Here is a 12,910-nt window from a genome sequence, read left to right on the forward strand (position 1 = left end):
ATAGAAACCGCTTTCGCGCCAACGACGAGCCTATTGCCCAACCGACGATAACGATAGGCACATAAACGCCCGGTTATCGGAAGTTGAGAGCGCAAAGCAACCAGTAAAAACGTGCTGCACTCAGGTCAATAGTTCATCACTGCGAGAGGCAGGTATGCAGCGGCTGCCGGCATCCCTCGGCCTCGCTCGACGGGTACTATCAACCAGGAACGGAAGTTCACGGAAAGTGCATAGGCCGCTAGTAAGCGCTCATTCTTGGGAGCCGCCGAATGAAGTTTCGGATTGATCACATCTTTGCCCGTGGGCGGCCTGTGCGCTTCTCTTATGAAAGCTAGATGAGGGCGAATTTTCTCTCTCTCTCTCAGAAACACCTTGCCTCGGTGGGGTCCCAATCAAGTGGTCGCTTTCTCAACCGCGTGCAGCTCGGGGGGAAGACGGGTAGATCCGTAATGGTCTTTTTTTTTCCCAAGAGTAGCGAGCCCCGATCAGGAGCGCGGCAATCCCAACCCATGCAGAGCGATCAAGTTCCGCTGAATCTCCGCCGTGCCACCGCCGATCACGGTCACGATCGAAAAACGCAGCAGTTGCTCGAACCGGCCCGCGGCGACCGCGCCATGCGCCCCCTTGGATAGCGTCGCCGCAGCGCCCAGAATATCGAGCGAGACTTGCCCCAACTGCTCCATCAGTTCGCCGGTGTACGCCTTGCTCATGGCGGCTTCATGGATCGGGGCCTTGCCTTTCTCCGCCATTTCAATACTGTTCATGAACAACTGCCGTCCGGCCTCGACCTGGGCGGCGAGCGCTCCAATGCGATCACGAACGGCACCATCGGTACGGCCTGATTGCAGGCTGTCGTCGACCTCGCGCGCGCATCGGACCAAGCATTCGAATTCGGCACGCGCGTTAGCGATGAAACTGCCCATCATCATTCGCTCGGTGGCCAATGCGGAGGTGAGGATCGTCCAACCTTGGTTGACCTCACCGACAAGCGCATGTGCAGATACTCGCACGTTGTCGAGGAATTCTTGGCAGAAAGTGTGCCCGTACATGGCCATCGACGGGCGCACCGTGAGACCCGGAGTCTTCATTGGCACGATGAAGAGGCTGATGCCGGCGTGCGGCCGCTGCGCAGTCCGATCGGTGCGCGCCGCTAGCCACATGTAGTCGGCTTTCTCTGCGGCCGTGGTCCAGATTTTCTGTCCATTGATCACCCATTCGTCGCCGTCGCGCTCGGCGGTGGTCTGCATCGAGGCGAGGTCGGAGCCCGAGCCGGGTTCGCTGTAGCCTAGGCAGAAGGTGATTTCCCCGCGAGCGAGCTTGGGAAGGAACTCAGCCTTCTGCGCTGGCGTGCCGAACGACATCAGGGCATGAGCCTGGATGTCCCCACGGCCACCCATCGGCGCGCCGACGCGCTGAATTTCTTCCATGAAAGCCAATTGCTCGCGGGGCGTGCGGCCTTCGCCGCCGTAGGCGCTGGGCCAACTCAGACTGTTCCATCCTTTGCGGCCCAGCAATGCGGTGAACCTGGTGTCGTAGCCCCATTCTTCGTACGGTCGGTCAATCTCGTCTTCCCGGCTTTCGGGCACCCAGTTGTCCTTCAGCCAGTCGCGCACTTCCACGCGAAATGCATTGCCCGCAGTCCCCAGATCCTGTTCTGGAAGTGCCTGCCCCTGGTCGAGCAGCGCCTGGGCCAATTGCTCCCGGGCACGGCGCACCCCACCCAGGCGTGCCAGGTCGGCATGAATTCGCCGGAAATGCCGAGGTGCCTCATGTTCTTCCGAGTAGCCGACGGCACCGAAGGTGTGGTGCACCTCCAGCGCCACCCGGCGCAGAGCAGGGCCGGCAAAAGCGCGCGCGCTCGCGCCGAGCACACGCCAGTTGTCCATGCCGAAGTCGTAGCTGCGGGCCGCGTTGTTCAGCAATAGCCTCGCAGCCTCCAGGCTCATCAGAGCGTTCGCGAGCTTGTGCTGAAGTGCCTGGAAGCGGCCGATCGGTTGGCCGAACTGACGGCGCTCCTTCGCATATTCGACCGCCATGTCGAAGCCGCGCTGTGCAGCACCTAGACTGCGCGCCAGCAAGGCCAGCCCTGCGATCTGGTGGAGATCCTCGGCCAGTTGCTGCGAAATGGCCAAAGGGACTGCGGCCACGCAGTCGAAGGTCAGCCGAGCCAAGGGCGGGATCGCCAGACCCGGCGTTTCCTCGATGGCCAGACCCGGTGCACCGCGCGGCACAACTACCAGCAATGGACCTTGGTCGGCCAGCACGAGCACGTGAGTGGCTGTCGCACAGCCCTCGGCAAAGTCCACGCACCCTTGCAACCGATCACTGTTCCACCGAAGCGTGCCAGCGCACGGATCGCCGTCAAAGCTACCTAGTGCGAAGGCGATGGTGGCGTCGCCCCGATGGAGCGCGTCCAGCAAATCATCCGTTTCCTGCGAACTGCTTCGCAGCGGCGAAAGCACCATATTCACAAGCACGGCGCCGACCAGCGGCGCGGGACAGCCCGCACGCCCTAGTTCTTCCAGCGCCACTGTAATCTCGCGCAGACCGCCTTCGAGCGGATCGCGGCCCAGGCTTGCCACGCCCTGTTCCGCCAGTGCGTGCCAGATCGACGCAATCGCTTGCGTGTCGGCAGCCAGCGCTATGGCGCGCTCGGCGGGCCAGAGCCGTTCAAGCAGACGGCGCAGGCTTTCGCGCAACATCTCCCGCTCTTCGTCGCTCGGCAGCATTTCGGGGGCAGGCACAGCGCGCTCTTCTTCTGCCATACGACATCTTTCGTGTGGAGCAGTCCGACCTCTGGACTGCGACGAAGATTCTGGTGTGCGCCAGAAAAGCGATCACCCCTCTTTTCGAGTGGAGCCTGCGGCAAACGACTCAGTCGATCAGTCCGCGCTTGCGTGCCACCATCACCGCGTCGTACCGGCTCGGGACGCCAAGCTTGCCGAAGATGCTCTTCAGGTTCCACTTTACGGTTTCGAGCGTGATATTCAGGGTCAGCGCGATCCGCTTGTTGGACATCGATTGACCGAGCAGTTGCAGGATCTCGATCTCGCGCGGCTTCATGTTTTGGTCCTGCACCGCAGCCTCTCGCAAGGGTAGTCGGGATGTGCGCGCGGCGTCGGCTCGCTGCAGCAGGTCGGCGAGGTAATCCCGGGTGTCGCCGGCCTCCAGCGTCGTCACCAGTTTCCTGAGTAGAACATGCAGGGCTTCGCCTTCGTCCAACACGGTGCGCACCAGACCCAGACGCAGCGCGGCCTCAATGCCGACCATCAGCCCGTGTCTCGATTCCGCCTCGCGCCCCATCTGATCGAAGGCGCAGCCTGACAGTAGGTCGGCCAGCACCACGCTCTTTTGGCGGGCGAACGTGACGCCGTGCTGCCGCAGGCGCCCGAGCGCAGGCAATGCCGCGTCCCCGTGGCCTTCGGCTAGAGCGAGGCGCGCCGCCGCCAGCGCGGCAATGGCGTCGATTTCGGCAAGGAAACCCGCGGCGCCGCGATGGCGTTCAGCCAGCGCATCGAGCTCGGCCTGTATCTGCTGCGCGATCTCCTGGCGGCCAAGCCGCAGATGTAGGCGCGCCTGCTCGGCCAGCACATACGCCAATGGGCGATCGAGCGCTTGGTCGCGATATTGGGATTCGTCTTCGGCCAGACCCTGGAGCGTTTCTAGTGGTGACAGTTGCAAGCCCGCCAGCCGGTTACGCGCGATGAGGGCGCGCACCATCGGCTCCGGGGACGAGAAGCGCAGCAGATCGAGGCGGTGGGCGAGCACGTCGCGCGCCTCGGCGAGGCGATCAGCTTCGTAGTACGCATCGGCGGCGAAAGCCGCGCAGTTCACGGCAGACACCGAGCGGCGGCCGTGCGCGTCCTCGGAGCGCACAACCAGCGGCCCGGCAATCCGGATCGCCTCCGTGTTGGAGCCCTCCAGTAGATGGCTAAGTAGCAAGGTCGACTCGGCCACTAGCGCCATGTCGTCCAACAACTCTGCACGCGACAGGCGTGCGAGGTTGCGGTGCAGGCTCCGTGCGTCGGCGTAGCGGCCTTCCGCACAATACGCAAAGCTGAGTATGGCTAGGTGGGCCTGGCGCAGGAACCGTTCCTGCAAGGCATCGAAGTCCGAAGGCGCGATCAGCGCCAACGCGGCACTGGTGTCATCGCGCTGAAGCGCGATACTGGCGCGCAGGTAGCGTGCGTGCAGGGCGAACTCGGGGGCCAGCATTGCTTGACCTTGCTGCAGCCGATCGAGCCAGGCCTGCGCATCTCTCCATCGGCAAGTGGCGACAAGCGCCCAGCAACCGAGCACGAGCAGCCGGGGGTGGGCCATCAGCACCTCGGCCGAGAGCTGACTCATCCAGCGTTGCAGCGTGCTGATGAAGCTCATGCTGCGCACCGGCAGGTCAGCGCGCTCCACCAGCCGAGCTGCGGCCTCGAGATCGTCCGCGTGGTAGGCGTGCCGCAGGGCCTCGATCAACGAGCCGTGTGCCTCGAACCAATGGCTCGCGCGCGCATGAGCCGCGCGCACCTGCTGCGGATCGCGCGCTGAAAGGCGCTCCTGCAGGAAGCTGGCGAACAGCGGATGCAGGCGATACCACGGCGTGGGACTGTCGATCTCGACGGGTAGGAGCAAGAGGTTTTCGCGCTCCAACTGATCAAGCAGAGCCCGGGCCTGCGGGCTCTCCGTGACGTAGTGGACCAGGTCGGCATTGAAGCGCCGGCAGATCGAGATTTTCTCGATGAAGTCAACGAGTTCGGGCGCCAGGTCGCGCACCACGTCCTCCGACAGGTAGCGTTGCAGGTCGCCGCGGTGGTGCACCAGTTGTGATAGCAGCGCGCGGTTGCCCGACGCGCGCTTGAGTCGGATGCAGATCATCTGCACGCACAGGGGCCAGCCGTCAGTGATGTCGTGGATCAGGCGCGCGTCGTCGGGCGTAACTTCGCCGAGCTGCTTGGCCAGAAAGTCCTGCGTCTCATGGAAATCGAATGGCAGGTCTGCGAGGGCGATTTCGCTCAGCTCGCCGGTGAGGCGCATGCGACTCACAGCAAGCGGCGGCGAGGTGCGCGATGCGAGGACCAGGTGCATCTCCTCGGGACAGTGGTCCAGCAGGCCCTGTATCAACGCATGCGTCAGCGGGTCGTCGACATGGTGGTAGTCGTCGATGAAGAGGTAGAGGGCCTTGCTCGACTGACAGGCCGCATCGACGATGGTGGCGACGGTCTGCGCCACTGGCAGCTCGGCGCGTGCCTCGGAAGGCAGGGCGGTGCTGTCTTCAACGGCCAAGCCGGCCTGCTGCAGCGCGCCCAGGAGGTAGGCGCGGAACTGTGGAAATTGCTGCTCCTCCTGCGACAGCGAGAGCCACGACACCTGCTCGCCGGCTTTCAGCAGTTCCTGGCGCCACTGCGCCAGCAGCGTTGTCTTGCCGAAGCCCGCGCTGCCGCACACCAGCGCAAGCCGGCAGTCGCGCGCTTCGCGAAGCCGCGCCAGCAGGCGGGTCCGCGCGGTCGATTGCGGGCTGATGCGCGGCGGCGCGAACTTGGTCGGAATGAGAAGGTGGTCGAGCGGCAAAAGGCGGGCTCCTTGCACGAGGGATTTTAGGGAGCGCCTCCTCGGAACGCTCTCCGCTGCAACCCGCCCCCTCAACACGAGGGGTGCGCCCGGGAGGGGGGCGCCGCACCATTGCGACGCGTCCATGCAAGGAGACAGACCGCAATGACCTACCAGACCATCATCCACGAGCAGCGGGAGTCCGTCGCATGGATCACGCTCAACCGTCCCGCTGAACTCAATTCGGTGAACTTGCGAATGCTGCAGGAGCTGTCGGCGGCGCTGACGGAGGTCGCGGCCGACGCTTCGCAGAAGGTGCTCGTGCTGACTGGCGCAGGCCGGGCCTTCTGCGCCGGCGCCGATCTGAAGGCCCTGCGCGGCGCCATCGATGCCGCCCCGGGCGAGCCGAACTTCTCCGACCTGACCCTGTCCACGCTCTCGCAGTTACGCAATATGCCCAAGCCGGTCATCGGCGCGATGAACGGCCTGACGGTCGCCGGGGGTCTCGAGCTGGCGATGTGCTGCGACTTTCTCGTGGGCGCGGCGAGCGCGAAGATCGGCGACGGCCACGCGAACTACGGTGTGTTCCCCGGCGGCGGAGGTGCGGCGGTCCTCCCGCGCCGGATCGGCCTGCCACGTGCAAAACAGTTGTTATTCACCGGCGACTTGATGAGTGCCGCGCAGATGCAGGCCTGGGGTTTGTTGAACGAGGTGGTGGCCGATTCTGAGCTGCAGCCGGCGGTTGCCGCTCTGGCGGCCCGCATGGCCGGCAAGAGCCCTCTGGTTCTGCGCCGCATGAAGACCATCGCCGAGCGCGCCCTGGATCAGCCGCTCGACTTGGCGTTGCGCGACGAGTTGCTCGAATGCCTGCAGCACACACGCTCCCATGATTTTAGCGAAGGGCTCGCCGCCTATGGCGAGAAGCGCGCGCCGGCCTTCCGGGGCGTCTGAGGCCCGCCACTCGCCGGCCCTTGGCACTGAAGAACAACACAACAGGAGACAAAGAATGAATCGCTTGATGAATCTGCCGGTGGTTCGACGCGTCCGGTCGCTGGGCCGGATGCTGGGCCGATGGATGGCCGCGCTGATGCTCTGCCTGGGTGCGTCGGCCGCCGCAGTAGCTGGCCCGCTGCAGGACCCGGCGGGTGACCCCTTCTACGCGCCGCCGTCGCCGTTGCCCGAGGGGCCGCACGGCACACTCATCCGTTCGCGCGCCTATGTGCCGCTGGGACTGCCCGCCTGGGGTTGGCAGATCATGTACAAGTCGACCGACGTCAACGGCAACGCCGTCGCCGTCACTGGGAACGTGATGGTGCCGTGGCTGCCATGGTTCCAGTCTTCGCCGCGACCGATCGTCGGATGGGCGTCGGGCACGCAGGGCATTGCGGACCGCTGCGCCCCGTCGCACCAACTCGCCGTCGGCACCGAGTACGAGGCGATCGCCGGCCCCATCGGCTGGACGCTGGCCCGCGGTTGGGCCATCGCCATGACCGACTACCAGGGCCTCGGCACGCCGGGCGACCACACCTATGGCGTCGCGGCGCCTGCGGGTCGGGCCATGCTCGATGCAGTGATCGCGGCCCAACAACTGGGCGGGGCGAACTTGTCGGCCCAGGCACCGGTCGGCCTCGTCGGCTACTCGCAGGGCGGGCACGCCTCGGCCATCGCTGCCGAGCTGCAGCCGAGCTATGCGCCAGCGTTGAAGGTCAAGGGTGTGGCCTCGGGCGCCGGGCCGTCGAGCATTGATGGCCTGTACGCGGCCAACAACGGCGGCCTCTTCGGCGGTGCAATCCCGTACCTGCTGATCGGACTGAACGCTGCCTATCCCGAGCTGAGCCTCGACACCATCCTGACTCCCTATGGCCGCTCGATCATCGCCGAGGCGCGCAATAACAAGTGCCTGCTCGCCATGGCGGCCAGCTATCCGGGACTGGGAGATGCGGTGCTCGTCGACGGGCCGGGCATCTCGACGCGTTCCGACTGGAAGGCGCGCTTCCTGCAGCAGCGCACCGGCACCGCCACGCCGGCGGTGCCCGCGCTCGTCTACGCCGGCCTGCTCGACGAGCTTGTGCCCTACGAGAACACGAAGAAGACCTTCACCGCATGGTGCGCCGGCGGGGCGAAGGTGAGCTTCCGAACCATCGGCATCACCGAGCACGCGACCGGGATGCTGTTGGGCTATCCGCTCGCCCTGGACTGGATGGCGGACCGCTTCGCCGGCGCACCTGCGCCTTCCGACTGCCCGTGACCTGTCTCGTCGAGGGCCGGGCCCGATCAACCCAGAGAGGATGAACATGTCCAACCGTGTAGCCATCGTGTCGATGGCACAAGTCAACTACAGCGAGAAGCGGGCGTACTCACCCGAAGAGCTGGCCTACCGGGCAATCCGGCCGGTGCTGCAGGAAACCGGCCTGCGCTTCCTGCCGGCCTACGAGAAGGGTGGCATCGACGCGAGTCTGATCTGCCATGAGCACTCGCGCATCGCACGCCCGTTCTCTGCGTCGCTGATCGTCGATGTGGCGGGTGCCAATCTTCGGCCTGACGAGAAAGTGGACCAGGACGGTGCCGTCGGCGTACTTGAAGCCTTCTGGCAAATCGCCTCGGGAGAATTCGAGACCGTGCTCGTGGTCGCGGTCGGCCAGGATTCGACGGCGGCCAGTGGTGGCAATGCCATCGAGAACAAGGTGTTCGACCCCTTCTTCTGCCGGCCCTTGGGCCTGGACAACGTACAGGCCGCCGCGCTCCAGGTACAGCGCTATGCGCACAAGTACGGCATCACGCCGGAGCAGCTCGCCGCGATCTCGGTCAAGAATCTCGGCAACGCCCGCAACAATCCCCTGGCCTTGCGCGAGGGCGACTTCAGCATCGCCGATGTGCTTGGTGCGAGGATGCTGGCTGACCCGATCACCACGCTGCAGTCGCGTCCGCAAGGCGACAGCGCCATCGTGATGCTGCTGGCCAATGAGCAGCGCGCCCGACAGTTGACGGACAAGCCGGTCTGGATCAAGGGCCTGGCCAACTGCTGCGACGGCTATTTCCTGGGGGATCGTGATCTCGCCGACTCAGAAGTGCTGACCATGGCGGCCAAGAAGGCCTACCGTATGGCCGGTATCGACAACCCGCGCACCGACATCGACCTGCTGGAGGTCACCGACGAGTTTGCCTACCAGGAACTGATGGCCTACGAGGGGCTGGGACTGTGCGCAGCGGGCGAAGGTCCTCGCTGGCTGGAGTCCGGCGTCAGCGGCCACGATGGGCTGCAGCCGGTCAATCTCTCCGGCGGTGCTCTCTCCGGCACCAGCCACACCACCATCGGCATGGCGCGGGTCGCCGAAATTGTGCTGCAACTGCGCGGCGAAGCCGGCAAGCGCCAGGTGGGCCGTGCCCGCACCGGCCTCGCACACCTCGCTTCCGGCCCCGCTGGGCAATTCCACCAAGTAATGATTCTGGGAGTCAATCCATGAAGCGCCGCGTCGCCATCGTCGGCTTCGGCCAGACCGAAATGACCGCCCACAGCCCGCTGACAAAGGCGGAGTTGGCCAACCAGGCCGTGCGCCGCGCGCTCGCGGATGCCCGGATCACGATGAAGCAGGTCGAAGAGATTGTCCTCGGCGACATCGACTGGGTTTCCGGTACTGCAGAATCGGAAATGGAGCTGGCCGATTTCGTCGGCCACTACCGCAAACCCCTGGTCAAGATCGAAACCGGCGGCACCGTCGGCGGCTCGGCTGCGATATCAGCCATCCACCATGTAGCTGCGGGCGCTTGCGACGTGGCCATGATCTCCACCACCTCGAAGTTCGTCGGCCCGCCGAGCGACGTGATGCCGCGCGGCCCCTTCCTGCAGGCTGGCATCTCCTCAGGCGTGCACGCGCTCACCGAGAAATGGTGTGCCATCGGCGCGGTCGGCACGCTGTCGTTGATGGCCGCGGCCTACGCCAAGCTCTCGGGCTGCCCCGAGGAAGCGGTGGCCATCGCGCGCGTCAAGGCCTCCGAAAACGCCGCTCGGAACCCCTATGCCCATCTGCGCGAGCGCCTCAGCGTCGAGCAGGTGATGCAATCCCCGATGCTGACGGCGCCCATGCGCCAGCTGCACATGTGCCCGATCACCGAAGGCTCAGCCTCGATCATCTTCGCCAGCGAGGATGTGGTGGACCAGATCACCGACAAGCCGGTCTGGGTGCAGGACGTCGTGAGCATCCATTCCGCGCAGCATTGGTCTGCCCTGCAGGACTTCATCGCACCCAAGGAGCGCTGCGTGCTGCCCAGTCTGCAAAAGGCCTGCGAGATTCTCTACAAGCGCAATGGCATCACCAGACCCGCTCAGCAGCTGGACGTGGTCGAGATGTACGAGCCCTGCACCTGGGCCGAGCTGGTGTGGATGGAAACCATGGGTCTGGCGGAGCCCAATCAGGCATGGCGGATGGCCGCCAGCGGCGCCACAGCCATCGATGGCGTGCTGCCGATCAATCCCTCCGGCGGCGTCACCTGCACCAACGGTGGCGTGCCCTCCACGACCCAGCGCTTCGGCGAACTGGCGCTGCAGATCCGCGGCGACGCCGGCGCGCACCAGGTGCCGCGCGAGCCCCGGCTGGGCATCGCCACCGGGTTCGGCGGCACCGGCTGGACCCCGCTGCTACTTCTCTCCAAGGACAAGCCATGAGCGATACCACGCACAAGCCTGTGCCACCGACGCGGTTGCGCACGTACTTCTCGATGGACTACCCGGTGGGCCTGTTCAATGGCCGCTTCGCGCGCGAGATGCGCGACAACGGCCGGCTGATCGGCATCGTCTGTCGCCACTGCGGCTTCAGCATGCTGCCGCCCCAGGCGGTATGCACGGTCTGCCACGGCGAGAACATCAAGGACCCCAACTGGGTGGAGATGGGGCCCGAAGCGACAGTCGCCGGCTTCATGACCTTCAACATGCCCTTCATCGACACCAACGACCTTTCGGTGCAAAAGGGCCACTACACGGTCGGCCAGCTGATGGTCGATTCACCAGGCCGCACCAGCGGCTTCCTCTGGCATTTCATCGGCGAGGCCGACGCCAGCCAGTTACGCAACGGCATGCGCGTGCGCGCGATCTACCGTCCGCGTGACGAACGCAAGGGTCTGATGACCGACATCCTGCATTGGGTGCCGACAGGAGAATGACAATGTATCCAGCTGAACTCGAAGCCGCCGAGCCCATGGTCCTGCGCCAGCCGGTGCTGTACTGCGACATCAACTACGACGTGGGCCGGATCAACGGCCGGTTCTTCGCCGCGCTGCGCGACGAGGGCCGCATCACGGCCACCCGCTGCACGGCCTGCGCCCGTAGCTACCTGCCACCACGCATGAGCTGCCCCGAATGTTTCGCCGAGTTGGACGAATGGGTGGATGCAGGTGATACCGGCACGCTCACGGCCTTCACCATCGTGCGCGAGCCCGGCATGCTCCAGCAAATGCCCCTTCCCTATGTGGTCGGTCTGGTCAAGCTCGACGGCGCAGACACCGCACTCGTTCACTACCTCGGCGAAGTCGCGCCCGAGGCGGTGAAGGTCGGCATGCGCGTGCGCGCCGTGCTGGCTGAAGAGCGACACGGCAATATTTGGGATATCCGCTATTTCAGGCCGACGACCTGAGGCAAGAGGCCGAAACGCCACCTGAACACTTATAGCAAGAGGAGACATGACATGCCGCACATCCACGCCCCCATCAACCCCAGCGCCTGGCTACAACGCCACGTGCAGGAACGGCCCGACCAGCGCTATCTCACGCAGCCCCTGGGCGGCGGACAGGAGCGCCACTTCACCTGGGCGCAGGCTTCAGAAGAAGCGCGGCGCATGGCCGCGCATCTCGCGTCTTTCGGCTGGGAGCCTGGTTCGCGGGTCGCGATCATGTCGAAGAACTGCGCCTGGTGGTTCCTCGCCGACTTCGCGATCATGTTGGCCGGGCATGTCTCGGTGCCGATCTATCCTTCTCTCACGGGAGCATCGGTGCGCCACGTCCTCGATCACTCGGGCGCCAAGGCATTGTTTCTGGGCAAGCTCGATTCCGACGATTGGGGCGCCATGCGTGCCGGCATCCCCCCGGGGATGCCGGTGGTGCGGTTTCCGCTGCGCGCGGACGGGGAATTGCCCGACCAGCCCGTGGCCGACTGGGACACCGTGATCGCCCGCACGCCGCCGCTGACCGGCGAGCGCTCGCGCGGCGTCGACGAGTTGGCCACCATCGTCTACACCTCGGGAACCACCGGCGTTCCCAAGGGCGTGATGCACACCTTCGGCACGCTGGGGGCGTCGCTGGGCATCCTGATGGACGACTATGGCTTCGGCCCGCACGATCGCATGCTGTCGTACCTGCCATTGGCGCACAGCGCCGATCGGATGTTTTCCGAGATGGTGTCGCTGGCAAGCGGCTGCAGCGTGACCTTCAACGAAAGTGTCGAGACCTTCGTCTCCGATCTCCAGAAGACCCGGCCCACCTTCTTCATCGCAGTGCCGCGGCTATGGGCCAAGTTCCGCCAGGCCGTGCTGACGCGCATTCCACCTGCGCAGTTGACGACGATGCTGGCCGATCCCGAGAAAGGGCCGGCCGTGCGCCGGCAGGTGCTGGCGCAACTGGGCTTGGCCGAGACGCGCTATGCGCTGTCGGGTGCCGCGCCGCTGTCGCAAGAACTGCATCAGTGGTATCTCGACCTGGGCCTGGAGCTGCTTGAGATCTACGGCATGACGGAGAACATGGGCACGCATGCGAGCCGCCCTGGAAAGGGACGAGTGGGTTACGTGGGTCAGCCGCGACCTGGCGCCGAAGTCCGGCGTACCGACGACGGCGAGATCTTGGTCCGCTTCCCAGGCAATATGCGCGGTTACTTCAACGATCCGCAGCGCACCGCTGAGGTCATGACCGAGGACGGCTTCCTGCGCACCGGCGACGTCGGCGACATCGATGCCGAGGGCTACTTGAAGCTCACTGGCCGTGCCAAGGAGATCTTCAAGACCAGCAAGGGCAAGTACGTGGCGCCCACACCCATCGAGAATGCGCTGTGCGGCGATCCGCTGGTCGAGGCCTGCTGCGTGACTGGCGTGGGCTTTCCGCAGCCGTTTGCCGTCGTTCTGCTGGCGCCGGGCGCTACGCGAAGTCCCGAACTCACGCGAACGCTCGATGTGCTGCGGCAAGCTGTCAACCAGACTCTGGACCCACACGAGCGACTCGATTTTCTGGTCGTCGCCGCGCAGTCGTGGACCGTCGAGAACGGACTCATGACCCCGACGTTCAAGCTGCGTCGCAACGTGTTCGAAACACGCTTCGGACCGCATTTCGAGCGTTGGGCGACCCTTGGCGAATCCGTCGTCTGGGCCGAATGAGTGCATAGGGGGCGTGTCAG

At 65.2% G+C, this 12,910-nt stretch carries 9 protein-coding genes; 7 read left to right on the forward strand and 2 right to left on the reverse strand.

The features are described 5' to 3' along the window. Positions 1 to 485: 485 nt before the first annotated feature. Together AC07O4_RS16795 and AC07O4_RS16800 are read right to left on the reverse strand one after the other, a co-directional pair. Positions 486 to 2,765 carry an acyl-CoA dehydrogenase family protein gene (locus AC07O4_RS16795; RefSeq protein WP_495305165.1) on the reverse strand — a complete coding sequence of 760 codons (2,280 nt, stop codon included), beginning with the start codon at positions 2,763 to 2,765 and terminating at the stop codon, positions 486 to 488. A 109-nt stretch (positions 2,766 to 2,874) separates the two neighbouring features. After that, complete coding sequence (locus AC07O4_RS16800; RefSeq protein ID WP_369632468.1) at positions 2,875 to 5,559, reverse strand: winged helix-turn-helix domain-containing protein; 2,685 nt, start codon at positions 5,557 to 5,559, stop codon at positions 2,875 to 2,877. A gap of 144 nt (positions 5,560 to 5,703) precedes the next feature. On the opposite strand from AC07O4_RS16800, the gene AC07O4_RS16805 reads away from it, so the two are divergent. The 7 genes from AC07O4_RS16805 to AC07O4_RS16835 are packed head-to-tail and all read left to right on the forward strand — an operon-like array spanning position 5,704 to position 12,890. Beyond that, entirely contained in the window at positions 5,704 to 6,489 is a 786-nt protein-coding gene (locus AC07O4_RS16805; RefSeq protein WP_062469617.1) for an enoyl-CoA hydratase/isomerase family protein, read from the forward strand. Positions 6,490 to 6,544: 55 nt separating this feature from the next. Next, entirely contained in the window at positions 6,545 to 7,786 is a 1,242-nt protein-coding gene (locus AC07O4_RS16810; protein ID WP_492736738.1) for a lipase family protein, read from the forward strand. Positions 7,787 to 7,832: 46 nt separating this feature from the next. Beyond that, positions 7,833 to 9,002, forward strand: a complete 1,170-nt coding sequence (locus AC07O4_RS16815; RefSeq protein WP_223301496.1) for a thiolase family protein — start codon at positions 7,833 to 7,835, stop codon at positions 9,000 to 9,002. Further along, the gene (locus AC07O4_RS16820) at positions 8,999 to 10,201 is read left to right on the forward strand and encodes a thiolase C-terminal domain-containing protein (protein ID WP_062469625.1); all 1,203 of its coding nucleotides are present in this window, start codon (positions 8,999 to 9,001) and stop codon (positions 10,199 to 10,201) included. Before AC07O4_RS16815 ends, AC07O4_RS16820 begins: the two co-directional genes overlap by 4 nt. Continuing rightward, positions 10,198 to 10,695 carry a Zn-ribbon domain-containing OB-fold protein gene (locus AC07O4_RS16825; protein ID WP_062469628.1) on the forward strand — a complete coding sequence of 166 codons (498 nt, stop codon included), beginning with the start codon at positions 10,198 to 10,200 and terminating at the stop codon, positions 10,693 to 10,695. Before AC07O4_RS16820 ends, AC07O4_RS16825 begins: the two co-directional genes overlap by 4 nt. A gap of 2 nt (positions 10,696 to 10,697) precedes the next feature. Then, positions 10,698 to 11,165: a Zn-ribbon domain-containing OB-fold protein gene (locus AC07O4_RS16830; protein WP_125948597.1), complete on the forward strand. Its 468-nt coding sequence runs from the start codon at positions 10,698 to 10,700 to the stop codon at positions 11,163 to 11,165. A gap of 51 nt (positions 11,166 to 11,216) precedes the next feature. Continuing rightward, positions 11,217 to 12,890: an AMP-binding protein gene (locus AC07O4_RS16835; RefSeq protein WP_492736741.1), complete on the forward strand. Its 1,674-nt coding sequence runs from the start codon at positions 11,217 to 11,219 to the stop codon at positions 12,888 to 12,890. Positions 12,891 to 12,910: the final 20 nt, after the last annotated feature.

The organism is Variovorax sp. GW821-FHT09D04, from assembly GCF_059416405.1.